Annotated in this window: 24 protein-coding genes; 17 read left to right on the forward strand and 7 right to left on the reverse strand. The window is 37.1% G+C overall.

Annotation, left to right across the window (positions count from 1 at the left end; translation table 11 throughout):
• Window positions 1-38: 38 nt before the first annotated feature.
• Both ADHAQ_RS0117385 and ADHAQ_RS0117390 read left to right on the forward strand, forming a co-directional pair.
• Complete coding sequence (locus ADHAQ_RS0117385) at window positions 39-1,313, forward strand: hemolysin family protein (protein WP_026464020.1); 1,275 nt, start codon at window positions 39-41, stop codon at window positions 1,311-1,313.
• A 557-nt stretch (window positions 1,314-1,870) separates the two neighbouring features.
• Window positions 1,871-2,941, forward strand: a complete 1,071-nt coding sequence (locus tag ADHAQ_RS0117390; protein ID WP_034256897.1) for a PAS domain-containing sensor histidine kinase — start codon at window positions 1,871-1,873, stop codon at window positions 2,939-2,941.
• A gap of 32 nt (window positions 2,942-2,973) precedes the next feature.
• On the opposite strand, the gene ADHAQ_RS0117395 is transcribed toward ADHAQ_RS0117390, so the two are convergent.
• The 3 genes from ADHAQ_RS0117395 to ADHAQ_RS0117405 form a co-directional block, all read right to left on the reverse strand.
• Window positions 2,974-3,390: a hypothetical protein gene (locus ADHAQ_RS0117395; protein WP_026464022.1), complete on the reverse strand. Its 417-nt coding sequence runs from the start codon at window positions 3,388-3,390 to the stop codon at window positions 2,974-2,976.
• Window positions 3,391-3,469: 79 nt separating this feature from the next.
• Window positions 3,470-3,886 carry a hypothetical protein gene (locus ADHAQ_RS0117400; protein ID WP_026464023.1) on the reverse strand — a complete coding sequence of 139 codons (417 nt, stop codon included), beginning with the start codon at window positions 3,884-3,886 and terminating at the stop codon, window positions 3,470-3,472.
• A gap of 221 nt (window positions 3,887-4,107) precedes the next feature.
• A complete protein-coding gene (locus tag ADHAQ_RS0117405; protein ID WP_026464024.1) occupies window positions 4,108-4,320 on the reverse strand; it encodes a hypothetical protein in 213 nt (70 codons plus the stop codon).
• A gap of 870 nt (window positions 4,321-5,190) precedes the next feature.
• Here ADHAQ_RS0117405 and ADHAQ_RS0117415 point away from each other — a divergent pair.
• The 6 genes from ADHAQ_RS0117415 to ADHAQ_RS28390 all read left to right on the forward strand — a co-directional run bounded on the left by ADHAQ_RS0117415 (window position 5,191) and on the right by ADHAQ_RS28390 (window position 7,859).
• Window positions 5,191-5,478, forward strand: coding sequence for a hypothetical protein (locus ADHAQ_RS0117415; RefSeq protein WP_026464025.1), 288 nt, complete (start codon window positions 5,191-5,193; stop codon window positions 5,476-5,478).
• Between the two features lie 244 nt (window positions 5,479-5,722).
• Window positions 5,723-6,103 (forward strand): hypothetical protein, encoded by a 381-nt coding sequence (locus tag ADHAQ_RS0117420; RefSeq protein WP_026464026.1) that lies wholly within the window; start codon window positions 5,723-5,725, stop codon window positions 6,101-6,103.
• 51 nt (window positions 6,104-6,154) lie between these two features.
• Window positions 6,155-6,517 (forward strand): hypothetical protein, encoded by a 363-nt coding sequence (locus ADHAQ_RS0117425; protein WP_026464027.1) that lies wholly within the window; start codon window positions 6,155-6,157, stop codon window positions 6,515-6,517.
• Between the two features lie 103 nt (window positions 6,518-6,620).
• Window positions 6,621-6,803 carry a hypothetical protein gene (locus ADHAQ_RS0117430; protein ID WP_026464028.1) on the forward strand — a complete coding sequence of 61 codons (183 nt, stop codon included), beginning with the start codon at window positions 6,621-6,623 and terminating at the stop codon, window positions 6,801-6,803.
• 343 nt (window positions 6,804-7,146) lie between these two features.
• Window positions 7,147-7,467 carry a hypothetical protein gene (locus ADHAQ_RS0117435; RefSeq protein WP_026464029.1) on the forward strand — a complete coding sequence of 107 codons (321 nt, stop codon included), beginning with the start codon at window positions 7,147-7,149 and terminating at the stop codon, window positions 7,465-7,467.
• A gap of 227 nt (window positions 7,468-7,694) precedes the next feature.
• Complete coding sequence (locus ADHAQ_RS28390; RefSeq protein ID WP_169728010.1) at window positions 7,695-7,859, forward strand: hypothetical protein; 165 nt, start codon at window positions 7,695-7,697, stop codon at window positions 7,857-7,859.
• Between the two features lie 214 nt (window positions 7,860-8,073).
• On the opposite strand, the gene ADHAQ_RS0117445 is transcribed toward ADHAQ_RS28390, so the two are convergent.
• Window positions 8,074-8,322, reverse strand: a complete 249-nt coding sequence (locus tag ADHAQ_RS0117445; RefSeq protein ID WP_026464030.1) for a hypothetical protein — start codon at window positions 8,320-8,322, stop codon at window positions 8,074-8,076.
• Window positions 8,323-8,968: 646 nt separating this feature from the next.
• Between ADHAQ_RS0117445 and ADHAQ_RS0117450 the strand changes: the two genes are divergently transcribed.
• From ADHAQ_RS0117450 to ADHAQ_RS0117470, 5 genes are read left to right on the forward strand one after another with little or no spacing between them, the layout of a single operon-like run.
• On the forward strand, window positions 8,969-9,829 hold the full coding sequence (locus tag ADHAQ_RS0117450) for an STAS domain-containing protein (RefSeq protein WP_026464031.1): 861 nt from the start codon (window positions 8,969-8,971) through the stop codon (window positions 9,827-9,829).
• 11 nt (window positions 9,830-9,840) lie between these two features.
• On the forward strand, window positions 9,841-10,239 hold the full coding sequence (locus ADHAQ_RS0117455; protein WP_026464032.1) for an STAS domain-containing protein: 399 nt from the start codon (window positions 9,841-9,843) through the stop codon (window positions 10,237-10,239).
• On the forward strand, window positions 10,223-10,636 hold the full coding sequence (locus ADHAQ_RS0117460; protein WP_026464033.1) for an anti-sigma regulatory factor: 414 nt from the start codon (window positions 10,223-10,225) through the stop codon (window positions 10,634-10,636). The genes ADHAQ_RS0117455 and ADHAQ_RS0117460 overlap by 17 nt, the downstream gene beginning before the upstream one ends.
• Window positions 10,626-11,648: an ATP-binding SpoIIE family protein phosphatase gene (locus tag ADHAQ_RS0117465; protein WP_026464034.1), complete on the forward strand. Its 1,023-nt coding sequence runs from the start codon at window positions 10,626-10,628 to the stop codon at window positions 11,646-11,648. Before ADHAQ_RS0117460 ends, ADHAQ_RS0117465 begins: the two co-directional genes overlap by 11 nt.
• A gap of 5 nt (window positions 11,649-11,653) precedes the next feature.
• Entirely contained in the window at window positions 11,654-12,991 is a 1,338-nt protein-coding gene (locus ADHAQ_RS0117470; protein WP_026464035.1) for an ATP-binding protein, read from the forward strand.
• 40 nt (window positions 12,992-13,031) lie between these two features.
• On the opposite strand, the gene ADHAQ_RS0117475 is transcribed toward ADHAQ_RS0117470, so the two are convergent.
• Window positions 13,032-13,454, reverse strand: a complete 423-nt coding sequence (locus ADHAQ_RS0117475) for a response regulator (RefSeq protein WP_026464036.1) — start codon at window positions 13,452-13,454, stop codon at window positions 13,032-13,034.
• 408 nt (window positions 13,455-13,862) lie between these two features.
• Between ADHAQ_RS0117475 and ADHAQ_RS0117480 the strand changes: the two genes are divergently transcribed.
• Entirely contained in the window at window positions 13,863-14,951 is a 1,089-nt protein-coding gene (locus ADHAQ_RS0117480; RefSeq protein ID WP_026464037.1) for a M48 family metallopeptidase, read from the forward strand.
• Between the two features lie 12 nt (window positions 14,952-14,963).
• Here ADHAQ_RS0117480 and ADHAQ_RS0117485 read toward each other — a convergent pair whose 3' ends face one another.
• Together ADHAQ_RS0117485 and ADHAQ_RS0117490 are read right to left on the reverse strand one after the other, a co-directional pair.
• Window positions 14,964-15,281, reverse strand: coding sequence for an STAS domain-containing protein (locus ADHAQ_RS0117485; RefSeq protein WP_026464038.1), 318 nt, complete (start codon window positions 15,279-15,281; stop codon window positions 14,964-14,966).
• A 153-nt stretch (window positions 15,282-15,434) separates the two neighbouring features.
• A complete protein-coding gene (locus ADHAQ_RS0117490; RefSeq protein WP_026464039.1) occupies window positions 15,435-15,782 on the reverse strand; it encodes an STAS domain-containing protein in 348 nt (115 codons plus the stop codon).
• 356 nt (window positions 15,783-16,138) lie between these two features.
• Between ADHAQ_RS0117490 and ADHAQ_RS0117495 the strand changes: the two genes are divergently transcribed.
• The 3 genes from ADHAQ_RS0117495 to ADHAQ_RS0117505 all read left to right on the forward strand — a co-directional run bounded on the left by ADHAQ_RS0117495 (window position 16,139) and on the right by ADHAQ_RS0117505 (window position 21,493).
• Window positions 16,139-16,816: a response regulator transcription factor gene (locus tag ADHAQ_RS0117495; protein WP_026464040.1), complete on the forward strand. Its 678-nt coding sequence runs from the start codon at window positions 16,139-16,141 to the stop codon at window positions 16,814-16,816.
• Between the two features lie 439 nt (window positions 16,817-17,255).
• Window positions 17,256-18,389, forward strand: coding sequence for an efflux RND transporter periplasmic adaptor subunit (locus tag ADHAQ_RS0117500; RefSeq protein WP_026464041.1), 1,134 nt, complete (start codon window positions 17,256-17,258; stop codon window positions 18,387-18,389).
• 8 nt (window positions 18,390-18,397) lie between these two features.
• A complete protein-coding gene (locus tag ADHAQ_RS0117505) occupies window positions 18,398-21,493 on the forward strand; it encodes an efflux RND transporter permease subunit (RefSeq protein ID WP_026464042.1) in 3,096 nt (1,031 codons plus the stop codon).
• Window positions 21,494-21,511: the final 18 nt, after the last annotated feature.

Below are 21,511 nucleotides of genomic sequence, written 5' to 3' on the forward strand. Positions count from 1 at the left end.
ATGCTGTATAAAGCAGTACCCATAGAAAGCGCAAACGCATGGAAATAATTGTAATTTTTCTTTTAACCCTTCTAAACGGGTTCTTTGCTCTATCCGAAATATCCATTATATCGGTAAGGAAAAACAGGATTGAACAAAAAGCCCAGCAAGGCAATAAAAATGCCCAAAAACTTTTACAGCTCATTCAGGAACCAGAAGATTTTCTATCGGCGGTTCAGGTAGGCATTACTTTAATTGGAATTGTATCGGGTGCTTACGGCGGGGCAGCTTTGTCTGATGATATGCAAATTTTGTTAAATAATGTACCCTTGCTCGCACCTTACGCCGATACACTGGCCATTATTATTGTTATTGGCTCTATTACCTATTTCTCCATCGTCATCGGTGAACTCATTCCCAAAACCCTGGCAATGGGCCATGCCGAAAGTATAGCGCTTGGGGTGGCACCCGTTATTAAAACTTTTACCAAGCTAACTATGCCCATTGTAAAAGTACTTTCGGTTTCTACCCAAGCAGTTATTAAGCTTTTGGGCATTAAAGAAACAGCAGAAGAAAAGATCTCAGAAGAGGAGTTGCGACAAATCATTAAAACAGCTGGTAAACAAGGTGTATTACGACGAGATGAAACGGAATTGCACCAAAATATATTCCATTTCTCTGGTCAGAGGGCCAAGAGCCTGATGACCCACCGTTTAGATACCGAGTGGATTGATTTAAATGAACCTTTTGGTTCTATAAAGGAAAAGATCCGAATTAGTGCTCATTCTAAATTTCCGGTTTCCGATGGTGAGTTCAACAATGTTATAGGTGTTTTATCTACCAAAGATTTTTATGAAAATATGATAGAGCAGCAAAAATCTTTGCTTGAACTGATCAAAAGGCCAATTTTCATTTCCGAAACCATGTTTGCACGCGATGTTTTAGCTTTATTCCGGAAACATAAACAATATTTGGGCATTGTGGTGGATGAATTTGGGTCAGCTGAAGGCATTATTACCTTACATGATATTTTAGAAGCAATTGTGGGAGATATTCCGGATGTAGATGAGACTGATGAACCCGAAATAATAAAACGCGAAGACAATTCATATTTGGTTAACGGAAGTATTTTGATTCGGGAATTAAATGAAGCGTTAAAAAAAGACTTGATACCAAAATCTTCCGAATATACCACCTTAGCTGGGTTTGTGATTTTCTACTTAAGTCGCTTACCCGAAACCGGAGAAAAATTTGAATATAAAGAATACGAAATGGAAATAGTAGACCGGGATGGTAGTAAAATTGATAAAATAATAATCAAACCACCTGCCTAAATACTCCCGAATGTGCTGGTATGGTTTTGTATCATTTTTTACGCAAAGATTAAACGAGCCGACTGCCCTACGTTTAGGGGCATGGGCAATGTTTGGCAATTAGGTCAATGCCGGCATACAAATTGGTACTCTCTGACATGGGCAAATTCTAAGCGGAAGTTTGGTTTAGTCCGAAAGAAAACAAAGGAAAAATGGTCCGGGGATTTACCAGCACAGCAGCCTTAGAACCCTATTTAGACGAGATTACCCTTCCCTAATTCTTCACCTAACTCTTGCATCAAATTCTGCTTATTAGTCTTAAACTTTATAAAACCTTTTCAAGCATGCCCAACACTCCTGGTCTTTCCTCAACAAGTTGTTATGGAGTTTACCACAGGCTGGAATTCAATCCTGCCAATAAATGCCTGAATTAGGCTTGTGGACTAAATGGCTAGGCTAAATATTTTGTTCATTTAAATGACTTAAACGCTTTACATCTATTTTTTGCCATATCCGTAACTGTTGGTCTTGGCTTGTAAGATTATTTACTTGTATTATTGATCTAATCTCCTATCAGTATGGATTTAGCTACGTTTAAATTTCTAGCCAACAACAGTAGGCAAGCAATTTTTGTCTATGAAACCGTGGCAAATAAGTTTTCTTATTTCAACAGTACTTTTGAAGCTACTTTCAATTTAACCCTAGACGTACCTACTTCCCCGGAATCGCTCTTGCAATTAGTTCACCCAGAAGATAGGCAGTATGTGCTGGTCATGAGCAAGCTACTCATGAAAGGGGAAGAAAATAAAGACATTGAATTTAGAATAACCTTGCCCGAAAACAAGGAACAATGGGTTTGCCTGACACCCTTGTTATCAGAGGAAGGGGGCAAGCAAAAGATTATTGGGTACCTGGACGATATAACCGCCCACAAGAAGTACAACGACTACTTAAAGAAGTACGCCAACAAAAAAAACTCTATTCTGCATATTCTGGCTCATGACTTGGCAGAACCCATGGCCATAATTAACTCCCTTTCTGGTGTATTGTTGGATGATGTTAAAAGCTACGGGAATGAAGAAGTAAACCAGGCATTGAACCTGATCGGGAAGACCAGTTCCAACGCGGTTTTGCTAATTAGGGATTTGATTTCGGCGGAATTTTTAGAAACAGCCGAAGTCAACGTCATTAAAAGAAGAACCAATTTGGTTGACCGGCTAAAGGAAATAATGCAGCAATACCAGAAATCGGAAAAAGAAATTTCTAAAACCTTCTATTTCTTACCTAACCAAAAGGAAATCTACGTCGAAATTGACGATATTAAACTATTACAGGCCATTAATAACCTTATTTCCAATGCTATTAAGTTCACGCCAAAGAAGGGCGTGATAAGCGTTAGTTTGGAAGAAAAGGAAGAAACCGTTTTAATTAAAGTAGAAGACAACGGCATTGGCATACCCCAAAAATACCACAATGTACTGTTTGATAAGTTTACGAAAGCCAGCAGACCGGGGCTTAACGGTGAGCCTTCCAATGGTCTGGGTATGTCCATAATCAAAATTATTGTGGAATGGCATAATGGACAAATCTGGTTTGAAAGTGAAGAAAATAAGGGTACCACCTTTTTTATTGAACTTCCTAAAACTTAAGTGCAGTTGATTTACTGGCTTACGCGGTCTTATTAACCCAATAACCACTCTTTTGCTTCGGTTTGGCTTAGAAATTCTTTTATTTGGAAATCAAATACTAACCCTTGGCTAATTTCATGGGCAAGATTTCGTACAAGTATTTCCCGTTCCGGATTATTGGTGGCTATTCGGGCTATTTTCTTTAAAGACGTTTTGGAAAGATTGTAAACCAGCTCCACTATAGCTGCTTTAAATTCCCTCAGACCAGTTATTTGGAAATTTGGTTTTACTTGTGTTGAATTAATTACCAAATACTTAACGTTGTACTCCCTAATGTATTTTACTAGCGTTTCTAATGTCTGAACTACTTCTGGCAGGGAATAATCTTCATGGTTAGGCCACTCTGCCAATAAAATATTGTTTGCCGGTTCGTACTCAAGTACTTGTAATTTGTTCTTTAAAATTAACATTTTCAGGATATTACCAATCAAAGGTAAGTATTTACCTTAGGAAAATCCAGATTTTTAAGTTTGAATAAATTATTGATTTTTAAGCTTTTAACCAAGCCATTGCTTCGGCTCTGGTATCGAAGTTTTTGCTTTGAATAGCAAATCCGGTCTGCTGTACTATTTCTGCCGCTACTTTTTGTGTTTTTGTTTCCCTGTTCTTATCAAGGGCAACTACTCTGGCCGACTTTTGTAAGCGCGTTTTGTTTAAGTTAATCGCAAACTCCATAATAATTCTTTTGTATTCAGACGAATCTACTAATTCTGGGGAAGAAGTAGCTTTGCCCGCATCAATCAAAAGGCGTTTGACATCGTAATTCCGCACGTAGTCTACTAAAGTTTGCAAAGATCTTTCTACTTCGTGTAGTAAGTAGCTTTCAATTTGAGGCCAATCTACCGTAAGAATATCGGTAGTAGGCTCGTAATTTAGTACAATAAAATTGTTCTGGTATAAGACCATTGTGGGATTAGGTATTGAGCCCTTAAAGATATAAAATATTTAGGAATTAACATTTGTGTAATAAGGCTTTAAATGCCTTGCCATATCGTTTATATGGCAGCTATTGGCATTCTTTCGGAAATTTAAACACGCCTTGAATCCTTAGTAAAACACTTGAAAACAGCTTATTTTTATTGTGTAAGGTTAGGTTCTACTGGGTTAGGACTTAAAACCAGTATTTATTAGAGTTTACCACAATATTTAACGATAAAAGTACCAAGTTCAAACTTTGCAAAAGCTACCCGATAAGCTTCTGTAACGGACTGATAAGGCCCTAAAATCTGCCTTTCAAATAAAATGATGAAGGAATTTGGGTATTGGGCGCGGATAGCATCTTCATTAGTTAAATAATTTAAAAGAGCTGTATTAATGGTATTATTGTGAGCTAGCATCATTAAATAGCTAAAGGCTGCAAAAAGGAATATTCCTTTACTGCAAATCCAATTAATCTTACTAGCTATTGTACCTTCTAAAAGTTATAGAAAATAAAAGGCGGGTTTAATAAATAGATTTTATTTAATAGTACACTTTTTTGAGGTTATAGGTTCATAATTTTATAATAGACAACCGTTTCGCGGTGCTAAAAGAAGTTGATTGCCTGGTAGTTTAAACGGTTTCCCGAAGCGTTTAGAACTCCTTCAAGGGCATTTTTTCAGAAATGCTTAACACGTTTCCCCCTTTGCAAGACACCTTAAATTTAGCTTATAAACAGTTTTAACACATATCAACTACAAATGGCATGGTAGACAACTCCAAAACCCTTTTAAGTAATGATAAACAGGTGTTTAGCCAGCTTTTTAAAGCTTAGTTTTATGGGTTTAAATGGCAGGTTCTATTATTTTACCTGTTTCAAGGTATCTGAAACCTGTTCCCTGATAAATTGCTTTTGAGTCTAATCCACATTGGCATTTAGCTTTAATAAGGTTACCCATTTAATTGAATAGTTACTTTGGTTTTGCATTCTTACTATACAATTATCAAAACAGGGGTGGCGAGGACTAGTTGTTTAAAATACAAATACTCCTTATTAATCCCTTCAAGGTATTAATCTCTTCATGGCAAAGGCCTTTTTATAGGCAAATCACCACTTGTATCTTTTATAAGAAAAAATAGAGTCTGCAATTCAAAATTCGTTTTGTTTGGTAAATCAAGTATTCCTGCCATAATCAGCAGCGGGAATTACGAAGTAAAATAATAAATGATATAAAAATTATTTAATTCTTTATTCCTGCGTATGTAATAATATAAAATATAATTTTAAAAATATGAGACTCCTCCAGAAATTGTTTAGCCGAAGAAAAGAACTTGACTTTACTCAAAAGAAAGAAACTTTCTTGGTTTCATTACTTGCAATAGAAGAGAAATACTTTTTGTATTTTAAAGAGAAATCTCAAGAGCTATCCCTGCAAACTCCTGACCGGATTCAAAATTACTATTCCTTATGCCACGAATTTGAGTATGTTAGATTTGACTATAAATCAAATGCTAATTTGCCCACAAACATTCGCCAAGAATGCGATGCGGCTTACCAAAAGGTTTGGGGAAACAACTAGCCTTCCTTATTCACCTTAATTAAACCTTATTTTTATTTCTTTACTTTATCGTGGACACTTAAAAAGTAATAAAATTTCATTTTAAAGAGCTAGCATTATTTTCTTAGGTACTTCTGATTAGAATTAAAACTGGTCTATCTAAATTACAAGGTAACTTACTTTTTCTCCACTCCCCGCTATCCTGGCAAGGTCGTTTATGTGCTTTAATTAATTTATAATCTCTTTATTTTTTTCCGTAAAAATCATGCAATCCTTAAAATTAGTTCTTAATCCTTTTGCTCCCAATTATCAGCAGTTAGGCGATTTGTCAGTGATGGTGCATGCGCCTTATATAAATTCTGGTATGACAATACAAGGAGCCCCAAAATTGGGAGATGTGCTATTAGACGCCGCTCATCCGGAGGCCCATATCCGGCGGGTTTTAGTTTCTTTTATGGAGGCTAATACACCAGAATATGCATTTGATTTGGAACAGGATAATTCACATACAATATGTATCAAGAATCAATATTATGAGGTTACACTAAAAGATATTGGTGAAGAAGAAATACCCCAAATTAAATCCCGGAAATTTCTATATTTTATGTTTGATATAGAAAAAGTTGCTCCCCCATCAATGAATTAATTCATTCAACCCCACGTCATTTCAACAATTAAAATTATTTATAAAACTAATATGAAAGCCAAGGCCTATTTTTTATCAATTATTTTGGGAGCAATCCTACTTCTAAGTACAACCTCTTTTGCCCAGACCATTGATTCTGCTCAAGCTAAAACTGCAGCAAAAACTCTACAGGAAAATGAAGATAAACAACGACTGAACGAAGCCGTTGATTTAAGAAGAAGTACCAAAACGGAAGCAAAGACAGCTAGAGCTAATGCCAGAGAAGCCGATCGGATTGAAGATGATGCTGCTGATGCCGCCAAACAAGCTAAGCTAGCGGCCCGAACAGAAGCCAGGGCACAGAGAACTCGCCATAATGCTGATAAACAAGCAAAAAAAGCAGAACGAGCCAGTAACAAATCTAATAATAATTAATTCTTTACTTACCAGTAATAATTAAAATAAAACTATGAGCCGATAGCCCCGTAAAGGGGCTATTTTGCGTATCTATTTTAACCAGCTAAAAATTACCTGAAGTATGAAGAATAATGCTAACAGCAAAAGGGAGCCAGAAAAGTCAAGGTCCGGCATTAGTATTCCTGCCGCCATCATAACTATTTTGGTGTTTATTTTCTTTCTGGCGTGGTACCTGTTTGCAGAAAAGAAAAGTACAGAAAGGCATGCTGCTCCAAATCCTTCCTCACAAGTTGAGAACAAATAGTTTTATTTAAGTAATAGTTAAAACTACTCCTAAAAAAAAGCACGTAGGTAAGCGATAGGTAAGAATTGCAAAAGTTTGAAATACAAGTTTTCCTGATTTGCACTTTATATATAATGATTTGATAAGGCTTTTATTGAGGTCTAATAATATTTTAGGGGAATAAGGTAAGCCTGTAATTATATTGGCGAGGCAAAAAATGTTGGTTTTCACGCTCTTGTTTGGGTAACCTTGTACTTTAGATTGTTGCGTATATTACCATCTCCAATTCCAGGTTTTGCTATTTCATTTAAGTGTTTTTTAGGAGAATAGTTTTTTGTTGATAACACTATCCTTGTTTTTGAAAATGAACTCTGAAAAAGTTTTTAAAAATATAAAAGCATTAAGCAATGAGTTATATAACCTTACCGCAGAGAGTGAGGCTAATGTAAATGCTATTAAGAATTTATGTTTTCAAATTTTAAATGAAATAGAAAACCTAAAAGAGGAAAGTGTATCGGCGCATGTTATTTTAACTAAAAACCAGGCCACCAGTTACATCAATCAAGGCTTAGCCAGAATAATTATTTATAACGATAAAGTTACTTTAAGAAGCGTCGGTAATTTTACCGATATAATAAAACCCATTCGGGCAGGATTGGAATTATTAAAGAACCTGAATTATTAAGTTATTTATTATACGGAGCTTCAAAAAAAACTGAACCTGCTATAAGCTTCAGTTCCTCTATAAAAGGTAACAAACAGAATAGGCAATCCTTGCTTTCTTTTAAAGAATTTAGGATTTAAATAATTTCCATTAACCTTTTAAATCTTTTTGACGAGCACCAGTTTCCTTATTCCGAAACTAAATTATTTAATTATGCCCTTATAATTTTAAGGAACGTATTTATTTAAATGGAAAACACATATCCCGAAGGATCTTTGGTTTACGCCAAAGTAAATCCTAATCTTAAATTAGTAGTAAGACGATTTGCAAAGCGCATCTATTACTGCACTTCTCCTGAAAATCCGAACCAAAAGGAATTAGTTTATTTTGAACGGGAGTTATTAAAAGGTTAAACTTTTAGGTCTTCATTCTATGAAATCATTTAAATAAGAATTTCATAGTTTGAAACCTTAAAAATATTAAACTAAACTTGTCTTTTCCCCTATAGAAATAACCTAAATAAGTTTCCATCTGGCAAACAGCTATATTCTTTATATACCGTAACAGTTGGTATAATAAACCAGTATTTTGAATTATTAGGTGTAGTTATATTTTTTGATACTAGGCTTAAATAAGATTGATATAGTGACTAATAGTATTCCTGGCTTCTTCTTCCGTTCTGCAAGTACCATATTCCCGCATATCTGGTTTATTGTTGTAAATGTAAATTTCCCAGTTCCATGCTTCCATAAGGGGATAATAACTAGCTATTAATTCTTTTTCAGATCTTTCATCTTCCAGGTCAATAGATCCATATAAATTCTGTTGATGAGGTGCTGCCTCATCTGCTTCCCAATATTTATTTATTACATTCATTGAAAGTTATTGATAGGTAATTACACCACTAAACCATATTATATTAATCCGATTCTCGTTTAAGATGTAAATAGCATTTATACCAAACCATAACCTGATTTAGGTTAATTAGAGATGGTAGTGAAATTTTTAATCTTGTTTAAAATTGAATTCTAATGGGTTATGGATGAAATTAGTGTTAACGAGTAAAAAAGGAAAGTGACCGGATAAAGTTAAAATTACTTTTAAGATTGGCTGAAACAGTGGGTTGAAGAACAAGCGCTACCAATATTACAGCTCCAAGAAATATGGTTTTGGTGCATATTTTAGAGCCGGTATTTTAGGGGAAATCTGTATTAAGATTTAAAACTAAACCTGAACAAAAAGGATGAAATTTAACTATGAGCTGAAGTACCACCTGGCAAAAATTAAGTGATATTTTTTTAGAATTTAAACCAGGTCTACCACCACTTTTATTATTCATTTGGGTAAAAGATAAATCAGTCAAACCAGGTATCAGTATTTAAGCTGAGTTTAAATTAGTATTTTTATACATAAAAATAACTTTGGCTGGGTGTAGTTAAAAGGCTATTAATCCTTACTTTTATGCTCAATTGTTATAGCGTATTGCTACCATAGTGTAACCGAAGAAATATTGAATATCAACATGAAATCCAAAACCGCTTCCTTCCTTAAAAAGAATAAAAAGCAATTATTAGAAGCCTGGATGCATAACCAATTGGCCGATAGTACTCTTAGAGATGATTTGATAACAAATGAAGAGTTAGGAAAGCAATCAGAAGAATTACTGGATTCACTTTTAAAAGCGTTGGGTTCTGGAGAATTTAACGCGGATTCAGATGTTTTTCAGCCAGTTGTTGATATTATAAGTGAGCTTTCCATTACCCGGGCCCGCCAGGGGTTTTCGCCTCGCGAAACAAGTTTATTTGTAATGAGCCTGAAAAGAGCTTTTTACTCAATAATGGATAAAGAGTTTGCCAATGATCCGGCCTTGCTTTACCAGGAAGCTGTAATAATAAATAATCTGCTGGATACGCTTAGTATCATAACCATGGAAACCTTCATAAAAGGTAGAGAAGAAGTTATTTTACGGCAGACAGATGAAATAAATGAAATTTCAACGCCAGTTATCCGGGTTTGGGATGGAATTCTGGCATTACCAATTATCGGAACCCTGGATAGCGCCCGTACGCAAATTGTAATGGAAAACCTGTTGCAAATGATTGTAGAAACAGGCAGCCGAATTGCTATCCTGGATATTTCTGGCGTTCCTACCGTAGATTCTTTAGTAGCTCAACATTTAATAAAAACAGTAAGTGCTACCCGATTAATGGGAGCCGAATGTATCATTAGTGGCATACGGGCAGAAATCGCTCAGACAATAGTGCATTTAGGAATAGATTTATCCAATATTAATACAAAAGCCTCCTTAGCCAGTGCCCTTAAGTTAGCTTTTAATATGTTAGGGGTAGAAGTTAGAAGGGGCGAAAAGAAAAGTATTATTTAGTAAAGGAAGTGATGGATAAAATTCCTATTCTAAAAATGGGCGAGTTTTTACTCGTTACCATACAGGTTGATTTGTATGATCGGTTAGCCTTGGCCCTGGAGAATGATCTGATAAACATGGTAAGTAAAACCGAGGCGCGGGGCGTTTTAATAGATATTTCGGCAGTGAGTATTGTAGATTCTTTCATGGGGAGAATTCTGGGCAACATTGCCTCTATGTCTAAAATAATGGATGCTGAAACAGTTGTTGTAGGCATGCAACCTGCAGTGGCAATTACTTTAGTTGAATTAGGCTTAACGCTAACAGGTGTGTACACCGCTTTAGATGTAGAAAAAGGTATGGAGCTTCTTCGAAGTAAAATTGGTTATTTACCACTAGACGAGGAAAATCTGTATGATGACCTTAACTAAAGAAAAATTAACCATTCTACGAGAACCGGATGTTATTTTCTTCCGAAATAAAGCCAAAGAATATGCAGTAAAAATAGGCATGAGCCTGGTTGGCCAAACTAAATTAATTACGGCAGCCAGCGAATTAGTCCGGAATATGTTGCGCTACGCCAATGGAGGCGAGGCCATTTTGGAAATTGTTGTCCGAAACAATATTAAAGGCGTCCGGTTAACATTTGCAGATAAAGGTCCGGGCATTAAAGATGTTAAACAAGCTATGCAGGACGGCTTCTCTACCGGTAAAAGTTTAGGTCTGGGCTTACCAGGTGCAAAACGTTTATCTAATGAATTCGATTTAAAAAGCGAAGTAGGGAAGGGAACCACAGTTACGATCATTCGCTGGAAAAATGGACTTTAAACCGCATGTAAGCTTTACCTTAACGGATAGAAGTTTTCAGAATATTGTTAAACGTGATATTGCTAAACTGGCTGAAGGTTTAGGTTTTAAAGAATCTGAAGTTGGTAAAATAAATTTAATAATTTCGGAAATGGCCTCGAACCTGATTAAACACGAGGCTGTAAACGGTGAAATTCTGGTAAAACCTATTGGAGAAAAAGCCAGTGGGTTAGAAATTATTTGTATAGATCAGGGGCCAGGAATGAGTGACCCACAGCGCATGTTGGAAGATGGCGTATCAACCGTCGGAACACATGGAGAAGGACTGGGCGCCATTAAAAGAATTTCAGATGAATTTGACTTGTATTCTTCCCGGGGGGTAGGTACAGTGGTTTTATCCCGGATTTATAAGAGTCGGCAAAAGCCCAAAGCAGGCAAAATTAAGAGGTTTGACATTGGGGTAGTAATGGTGCCCAAAACTGGAGAAACCGATTGCGGGGATGGCTGGGCTATGTACGAAAGCATCAACACGTGTTACTTATTAGTAGCTGATGGTTTAGGACACGGCGAGTTTGCCCAACAGGCCAGCCAGGGGGCCGTTGAAACTTTTTTACAGCAAACAAACCAGACTCCTTCTTCCCTGATCCGGAGTTTGCATGCTTCTATAAAAAGAACCAGAGGAGCGGTAGCTAATGTTGCTTTAATTGATTTAAAAGACCAAACCCTTACTTATTGCGGAATCGGGAACATAGCCGGCCGGTTTTTTAGCGGAGCAGACGGGACTAAAAGCATTATATCTTATAACGGAATTTTAGGGCATAATATACCCAATACCATAAACAACCACCAGATTCCCTGGTCTAACCAAGGGTTGTTGGTGGTGCATTCAGACGGATTAAAAAGCAAGTGGGATTTAGCCCGTTACAAAGATTTGCAACGGCACGATACCAGTGTTATAGCGGCTCTATTGTATAAAGATTTTAAACGGGGAACAGACGATACACTGGTTTTGGTTGGTAGAACCAGAGGCTAAAGGAAATGGAGCGAGATATATTAACGATAAAGCTGGAAAATGAGCTGGATATTGTTTTGGCCTATAAAAGGGCCATGCAACTTTCAACTTTTTGTGGTATTGCTCTTGCTAACCAAACTAAATTTGCTACAGCCGTTTCTGAAATTTCGCGTAATGTGTTGGAACATGTAGGGCAGGGAATTATAAAATATAGCATTGTTGAAACGGATGGGCATCTTTACCTGGAAGGTTTAGTTACTGATCGGGGAAGAGGAATCAGTAATGTAGAGGAGCTGCTAAAGCAACATGCGCAACCACAAGGTTTGAAAGGGTGGGGGATTCTAAACTCCCGCAAACTGGTTGAATATTTTGCTATAAACAGTGAATACGAAAAGGGAACCCGGGTTACGTTACGTAAAGAAATTCCGCATAATCATCCACCTATAAACAAAGCCATTATAAAAGGATGGCTGGAGCACTTTAAAGAAGAAAGTGATATATCGCCTTATGCTGAAATAAAAACGCAGAATATGCAGCTGATTGAGCTGCTGGATCAGCTACGGTTAAAAAATATTGAAACGGAATACCAACTGGAAGAAATCAGGCGCTTAAATGCCCAGTTGCAAACATCTAATCACGAAATTTCTACTTTGCTTCAGGAGCGGGATAAAAGTAATGAGAAACTTACTGTTATAAACAGGGAGCTGGATAAGTTTGCACATATAGTTTCGCACGATCTGAAAGGGCCGATTTATAATATTTATTCTTTGGCCAGAATTATTGAAGAAGATATAGCCGAGGATAATTTTAATGATATAAGTAAAACGGCCGGTATGATTAAAGCCCAGGCTACCCGGATGGAGAAGTTTATTTATGATGTGCTTCTTTATTCAACAGCCGGGAAACAAAGTATACCTAAAACAAAAGTAGATTTAAATATTCTGATCCAGAACTTGCTTCATTCCCATTCTATTCCGGCTCATATTAAAGTTGCTGTGAAACCTGGGCTACCAACTTTGTTTACCGAGGAAATTTATCTGCAACAAATTTTCAGCAACTTAATCAGCAATGCTATTAAGTATAATGATAAAGAAGAAGGGTATATTTTTATTGATTATCAGGTTAAAGAGGGGCTGTTGCAATTTTCGGTGGCTGATAATGGTCCCGGAATTCCACTGGCAGAACAGGAAACTATTTTTAAAGCTTATGAAACAGGTAGTTTACACCGGAATATCAGTACAGGATTAGGTTTATCTATAATAGATAAAATAATCCAGCTTAAAAAAACGGCCATATGGGTAGAATCAAAGGGTAGAAACGGTACCACTTTTAAATTTACCTGGCCAATAGATGAAGTTATTTAAAATTTAATTACTCAGATAAAGCCTTTGATAAAGGCTTTACTTAATTATTGGATTGGTTTGCAAAGTATTGCTGTAAAATTTCCTTAATATCTCCTTCGGTTAAAGCCTTAGAAATATGTTGTTTTACAAATTTATAATTTTTAAGCCTTTCCAGATCATAAAAGCTGGCAGATGAGGTAAGCATCATAATAATTACCTGATTGTTTTTGCCCAAGCCAGCTGCTTCATATGTTTCTAAAAAAGAAAACCCGTCCATTACCGGCATTTTAATATCTAAAAAAATCAGGTCCGGGCAAATTTGTTTTTGTGCTTCACAATCTTTTAAATAATCAATGGCCTCTTGTCCGTTTTTAGCAATTTTTATTTCACGAGCTATATTCATGCGGGAGAGTAAGCGATTATTAACAAAGTTGGTAGTTTCATCATCATCCACCAGCAGAATTAAGTCTAATAATTGTGACATATTTAGATGTTAAGTAGTCCGTGCCCAGGAATAACTTATTATTATATAGTTTAAGTTCCTAATATGGTAAATAAATATATTATAAAAAGGTAATACAAAAGATACGAATATTAAGAATAGGAAATTTTAAATTTTATTCGGGGAATTGTAGCATTAAAGTAAGCGTAACCACTGCATAAGTAGTACTAATAATATTTAACAACCTTAATAATATTGGTATTCCATAAATGAAAAGTTTAAATTATTACAAATAAGAACCTAGGAGTAATTTACCTATTAAATTGAAAAGAAGTCTTGACTGAGTAACTTTAGCGGGAAGTAATCAGGTAAAGTTTTATTCCTAGGTTTATGTAAAAATTTATTTCTTGATAAACTGAAACTGAGCCGCCATCTATTAAAATAGGAAATATGCTCCATAGTGCATTTGAAGCTATATATTTTAACGGGAAATCTTCTCAGCCTTACCCGGCCAAAGTAATTTTTACGCCTGCTGCCTTACAAATAACTTACCAGGAACAACATGCTACCCTGGCCACTACGCTTTATTGGCAAGTACACCGGATTACAAAGCAATCTGCGCCTGACTCAGGTAAAACCATTTTGAGGTATGGCGATTATCCTCTGCAATCTTTGGAAGGGCTGGATCCGCTTTTCTTTACTTTATATAATGATTATTATTATCAGCCAAAAATAACCTATAATGCACCGCCTGCCCCTAAAGCTAATAGTACCTGGTGGATTTGGATTGTAGCACTACTTATTATAGCTTCAATTCCAGTTTTATATTTTTGGGGCCTACCGGCTGCAGCCGATTTTGCTGCCAAAAGAGTACCCGCTACCTACGAAAGGAAAATAGGGCAGGAAATTTTTGAACGTACCATTTCACCAGCTAATATTAATAAAGAGCAGACAATTTATTTAAAGGCTTTTGTTAAGCATTTAAATTTGAATGCCGCTTATCCAATTAAAGTAGTTTTGGTCAATGATCGGGAGGCTAATGCGTTTGCCTTACCCGGTGGATTTATTGTAGTGCATGCCGGAATTATAGATATCTTAAAGGAACCAGAAGAGTTAGCAGCCCTATTAGCGCATGAGTATAGTCACATCCATTTAAAACATTCAACCCGCACAATTTTCAAGAGCTTATCCGGGTATGTATTTTTATCTACTATTTTGGGTGATTTAAGTGGACTTTCGGCTCTGATAATAGAAAATGCTAATTCCTTGAAATCTTTACAATATAGCCGGGCACTGGAAAAAGAAGCCGACTTATCTGGATATCAAATTTTAAAAAGGAATAAAATTAACCCGCATGGCATGGTGAATTTGTTTAACCACCTGAAAGCGGAGGGGGCTACGGGAGAGACAGAATGGTTTAGTACGCATCCATTACTGGATAACCGTATTACTTATGTGCGCCAGCTAATAAAAAGAGACACCTACCCAGTAAGTACAAATGATTCTTTAGCTTATTATTGGAAGAGGTTAAAGCAATAACACTTATATATTTTAAAATGTTGTTGGCTCAGAAATCTTAAGTAAGGAATCTAACCCAAGCATGGCAAATACCTTCCGGATATTGGCATTCATTCCCTGGAAAATAAGCTCCATTCCTTGCTCTTTAATAACGGGCAAATTAGATAAGAATATGCCTATGCCTGCAGAAGTGATGTGTTTAAGATTCTGGCAGTTTATAATCACTTCCTTCTTCTGACTTTTAATAGCCTTTTTTAGCGCAATATCAATTTCAGGGGCATTGGTGCCGTCTAAGGTGCCCGCCAAAATAACAACATAAGCTTCTTCTTTTATTTCGTGGTAAAGTTCCATATAATAGAGTTTACGTATTTTAGCCAATACAGTAAAGGCTATAGACCTTTCTTTTTATAGAAAGAAAGGTTTTTATGAGTAGTGGAAAGAAAGTAAAAAAAGAAGGCTGATCAGGAAAGTAAATATTAAGTTAAAGTTAATTAAACTTAATATTTAAACAGCAAATGGAGTAGAGGCGGCTTTAGCTTCCCGAATGGAAGAGGCAATTTTAAATAGTCGTATTAAACCAGATTCTTTTAGCGAATATTCTACATCTGGTTTTGCCTGACAAAGGATTAGTTGCATATCCAGCTTCTGTATTTTATTTAAATAAGATACCAAAGTACGCTGGCCAGTAGTAGTAATGTATTTTAATTCTGCTAAATCTAGAATGATATTGCTGCAAAAGCTCCGTACCCCTTCTTCCAGAGCCGTGGCTAATTTTTGGGAAGCTGAGGCATCATAATCTCCTTTCAATTTTAAAATGAAGTTATGATCTTCTATACGCAATGAAATATCCATACCAATACAATTTTATTTAATTGTTAAATATCTTTCCCACTAGAACCTCATAAAGAAGTTTACTTTATAAGAAATAATCAGAAGATGTTTTACAAAGATAAATAATTGATTTTTAGCAGTAAATAGGGTAAATACTGGTTTTTTATACCTACTTTATATACAGGTATCCGTATATAAACATGAAGTCTCCGTACTTATTTGTATTTTCTGGCTTTATTAAAAGGTATGTTTGGGTGGATTAGGTTTAATAACTAATATTATTTGCCAGTAGAAGATGGAGCGAATAATTTGAATAACCGGTTTTAACAATATAAATAGGTTTTGCAATACAAGCAAAACTATAATGTAAGCTGAATATGACGGACTTTAACGAAGGGAATAATACTATTCGGGTAATATTAGTAGATGACCACACAATCATCAGGGATGGCATAAGAGCTTTATTAAAAGATGATAAAACTATTGAAGTAGTGGCAGAGGCTGGCACGGGTCGCGAATTAATAGATTTGCTTCCTGAAACAGCTGCTGATGTAATCATGATGGATATAAATATGCCTGAAATGGATGGTTTTGATACCACGGCTTATATTCATGAGAAATATGAAAACCTAAAGGTGTTGATATTATCGATGCTGGATCATGAAAGTTACATTGCCAAGGTAATGGATGCTGGCGCTTCGGGTTATCTTTTAAAAAGTACGGGCCGGGATGAAATGATTTGTGCTATTAAAATAGTGGCCAGTGGTGGCCAGTTTATAGGATCTGCTATTTCTATAAATCTTTTAAAGAAGCTGCAGAACCCGGGTTATAAACCAGTTTCATCCGAAGAAAAACAAACCCGTGATTTATCGCAACGGGAAATAGAAATATTAAAGTTAATTGCTGATGGGTTAACCAATGCCGAGATAGCAGATAAAATATTTACCAGTAAGCGTACCGTTGAAACGCATCGCCAGAATATCATAGAAAAAACTAAAGCAAAAAATACGGCTGCCTTAATTAAATATGCCATTAGTAAGGGTATAATTAGTTAATCCATTATAGAAAAGGCTAAAATTTACTTTTAGCCTTTTTTTATTTCTCTTTATATATTATTAATTCACCTCCCTGGATGCTTTCTTAGCATTTTTCTTTACCTCCTTTTGTATTCCTGATTTTCCTGCTGTAGTTCAAAATTCCGGATAAATAGATAGTTTGAAATTTATATAGAACAATTTAATATTTGATAAGTAAAATTCAGAATTGATACAGAATCTACTTGTAACTTGTATTGAAAATAAACAGGCATATACTATTAAACCTTTTTCACTAAAATTTATCTAAGAGAGAAAGATAACAACCTGGAATATTAAAAACTTAAAATACATGAAGTAGTACCCAATAACCCTCAGCGAAACCTGTCCCCTAATCCACCGGAAGTAAGAATACAATTAAATTTTATTGCAAGTAAATTAAAGAACGCCACGAGTAATTATGAAAATCAAATATGTTATCTATACTCTATTAATCCTGGTTTTTGGAGCATTAATAGTTTATCGGGTTACCCAGAATAAAAGTCAGGGGAAAGGCGGGCCAGGTGGTCCGGGAGGAGCAATGGCTGCAACCGGAGGCAAAGGAGGCCAGGGTGGGCCCGGAAGAGGACCAGGAGGGGGAGCCATGCGGGTTGATGGGATCATTTTGAAACCACAGCAATTTTCCAATAACTTATCGGTAACGGGTTCTATAGAAGCAAATGAGCAAGTAGCTATCAGAGGCCAGGTTTCAGGGTTGGTACGCAGCATAACATTTCAGGAAGGCAGTAAGGTAAAGAAAGGTCAGGTCTTGGTGAAGGTAGATGACTCGGAGTTAAGGGCACAATTAGCGCAGGCGCTTACCCGGCAGAATTTAGCGGCAGAAAATGCTGAACGGGCACGGCTTTTATTAGCCAAAGAAGCTATCAGCCGGGAAGAACACGATATTGCTACCGCTGAATACCGTTCTACGCAATCACAATCACAGTTAATTCGGGCCCAATTAGCTAAAACAGTAATTACAGCACCGTTTTCCGGCCGCATAGGTTTACGCAATATCTCGGAGGGGGCGTATTTATCTCCTGAAACGGTGATAGCAAACTTAGTAAGCAGCGATCCGGTAAAAATTACTTTTACGGTGCCGGAAAAATATGCAACACAGGTTAGCCTGAACACGAAGGTTAGTTTTACAGTTTCCGGCTCTCCGGAAAAATATACTGCCACCGTTTACGCTATTGAACCTGGAATTGCTACCGCTACCCGAACGTTACAACTAAGAGCCCGGGCGGCTAACCCGAATGGAGCTCTTTTCCCGGGAGCATTTGCCACCATAGAGTTGCCGCTAAACCAAATCCAAGATGCTATTTTAGTTCCAACCCAGGCCATTGTTCCGGTACAGGAAGGTAAAAAAGTATTTATCGCTAAAGATGGTAAAGCAAAAGAAGTATTGGTAGTGGCTTCTACCCGTACGGCAAAAGAAATTCTGATTACGTCCGGCTTAAATGCTGGTGATACGGTTTTGACCACTGGAATATTAACCTTAAAGGATGGTGCACCAGTAAAAGTAAGAGTAGCTTCCAATTTACCAAAAAATTAAGTAGTGTTATGAGTTTATCAACCACTAGTATTAAAAGGCCGGTTTTTACTATAGTAATAAACTTGTTGCTGATTTTATTTGGGGTTATTGGCTATACATTCCTGGGCGTCCGGGAATTTCCATCCATTGACCCTGCTATTGTTTCGGTGCGGACCAATTATTCTGGTGCAAATGCAGATATTATTGAGTCTCAGATTACGGAGCCTTTAGAAAAAGCAATTAATTCCATTGATGGGGTTCGTAATATTTCTTCTTCCAGTAACCAAGGTTCGAGCAACATTAATATTGAATTTAACCTGGATAAAAACTTGGAAGAAGCGGCTAACGATGTACGTGATAAAGTATCGCAGGCAATAAGAAGCTTACCTCAGGATATTGATGCACCACCCGTAGTTTCTAAGGCAGATGCTGATTCGGAACCAATTATTACCATGACGGTACGAAGCGATATCCGCACGCCATTGGAGTTAAGTGATTTTGCCGAGAATGTAATTTCGCAAAGATTACAAACCATACCTGGCATTAGTAGTGTTCAGATTTGGGGCCAGAAACGGTATGCCATGCGCCTCTGGTTAGATCCCATGAAGTTAGCTTCTTATGGTTTAACTGTAGGTGATGTAAGAACAGCCCTTAACCGGGAAAATGTGGAGTTGCCATCAGGTAAGGTTACCGGAGCAAATACAGAACTGGTTGTAAAAACGCTTGGTAATTTGTCTTCTCAGGAGCAGTTTAATAACTTAATTATCAGAACGGATGGTGATAAAATTATTCGGTTCAGCGATTTAGGTAGTGCCGAAATGGGGCCGGAAAACCTGGAAAATAAAATGACAGAATCTGGTATGCCCATGGTTGGATTAGCTATTATTCCTCAGCCCGGAACCAACTACCTGGAAATTGCCGATGCCTTTTATAAGCAATTTGATAAACTCAAAACAGAGCTTCCTAAAGATCTGAATCTGAATATAGCCATGGATAATACCTTGTTTATTAAAAGATCAGTTACGGAAGTAGCCGAAACCATATTGCTTTCTCTGATCCTGGTAATTGCCATTATTTATTTGTTTTTCCGGGATTGGGGTATTGCTTTCCGGCCATTGATAGATATTCCGGTTTCCTTGATTTCAACGTTCTTTATCATGTACCTGGCCGGCTTCTCTATAAATGTACTTACCTTATTGGCAATAGTACTTGCGACTGGTCTGGTAGTGGACGATGGTATTGTAGTTACAGAAAATATTTACAAAAAAGTAGAGGAAGGTATGTCGCCGATAGAGGCGGCCGTGAAAGGATCTAATGAAATATTCTTAGCGGTAATTTCTATTTCCATTACATTGGCAGCGGTGTTTTTACCAGTAATATTTCTGGAAGGATTTGTGGGACGTTTATTCCGCGAATTTGGAGTAGTAATTGGTGCAGCCGTGCTTATTTCAGCGTTTGTTTCCTTAACCCTTACTCCAATGCTGAATGCCTACCTGATGAAAGGTGGGGTCCATAAACGTTCCCGGTTTTATGAGTTAACAGAGCCGTACTTTGAGAGAATGAATTCCAGCTACAGTGAGTCATTGTCAGCATTCATGAAAAGAAGATGGTTAAGCTTTCCTATCATTTTGGCTTGTATTGGTTTGATTGTATTCTTTTATGTTAATCTGTTAAAAGAAACGGCTCCGTATGATGACAGGAGTATGTTAATGGTACGAGCTACTGCTCCCGAGGGTGCTTCTTATGAATATATGGAGCGTTTTATGGAGGAATTAACGGAAATGGTAAATGATTCTGTACCGGAAAAGAAAGTTAGTTTAGTAATAACATCGCCCGGATTTGGTGGTGCCGGTAGTGTAAATAACGGTATTATCCGGTTAGCACTGGCACAACCAGATGAGCGGGAGCGATCTCAACAGGAAATTTTAGATCACCTGACTAAGTTAACCAAAAAATTTCCGGAGGCACGTACCATGGTAACGCAGCAACCTACTATCTCAGTAAACCGCCGCGGCGGCCAGCCGATTCAATACATTATTCAGGCGCCTAACTTTCAGAAATTACAGGAAAAAATACCTGAATTTATGGATGAGGCCAGCAAAGACCCTACATTCAGTAACGTAGATGTAAATCTGAAATTTAATAAACCTGAGTTAAGTATAACTATTGATCGGGAAAAAGCACAAAGTTTAGGCGTTTCGGTAATTGATGTAGCACAAACTTTGCAGTTATCCTTAAGTGGTCAGCGGTTTGGTTATTTCATGATGAATGGCCGGCAATACCAGGTTATAGGTCAGTTTGAGAAAGCCGATCGGGATGCCCCGCTAGATTTAACCTCTTTATATGTAAGAAGTAATTCCGGTCAGCTAATTCAATTAGATAATTTAGTAACCATGGAGGAGCGTAGCAGCCCACCACAGTTGTACCACAATAACCGGTATATGGCGGCGACGGTATCGGCGGGTTTAGCCCCAGGCATGAGTATTGGAGATGGAATAGAGGCCATGGACCGTATCAGAAATAAAGTTTTAGATAAAACCTTTTCCACCGATTTAGGAGGGGAGTCGCGGGACTTTGTAGAAAGTGGTTCTAACACCATGTTTGCCTTTGGTTTAGCGCTGTTGCTGATTTACCTGATTTTAGCTGCACAGTTTGAAAGCTTTGTAGATCCACTGATTATTATCTTAACCGTGCCGATGGCGGTTGCGGGAGCCTTACTTTCGCTATGGTTATTTGGTCAGAGCTGGAATATTTTTAGCCAGATAGGTACCATTATGCTTATTGGTCTGGTAACTAAAAATGGTATTCTGATAGTAGAATTTGCCAACCAGCTTAGGGAAGAAGGGAAACCTAAAATGGAAGCCATCTTAGAAGCTTCTGAAGCCCGACTTCGGCCAATTTTAATGACCAGTTTGGCAATTGCTCTGGGTGCTTTACCCATTGCTTTAGCGCTGGGTGCAGCAGCAAAGAGCCGGGTAGGTATGGGGGTGGTAATTGTAGGAGGTACTACTTTTTCTTTAATTCTTACCTTATTCATCATCCCGGCAATTTATTCTATGTGGTCGCGGGAACGTAAACACCGCTCTGAATTTGACAATATTGAAGCTTACGAAAAAGCTGCTTAAGTAGAATTGATAATCTGA

The sequence above is a fragment of the Adhaeribacter aquaticus DSM 16391 genome (genome assembly GCF_000473365.1).
In the GTDB taxonomy this organism is placed as follows: Bacteria; Bacteroidota; Bacteroidia; order Cytophagales; family Hymenobacteraceae; genus Adhaeribacter; species Adhaeribacter aquaticus.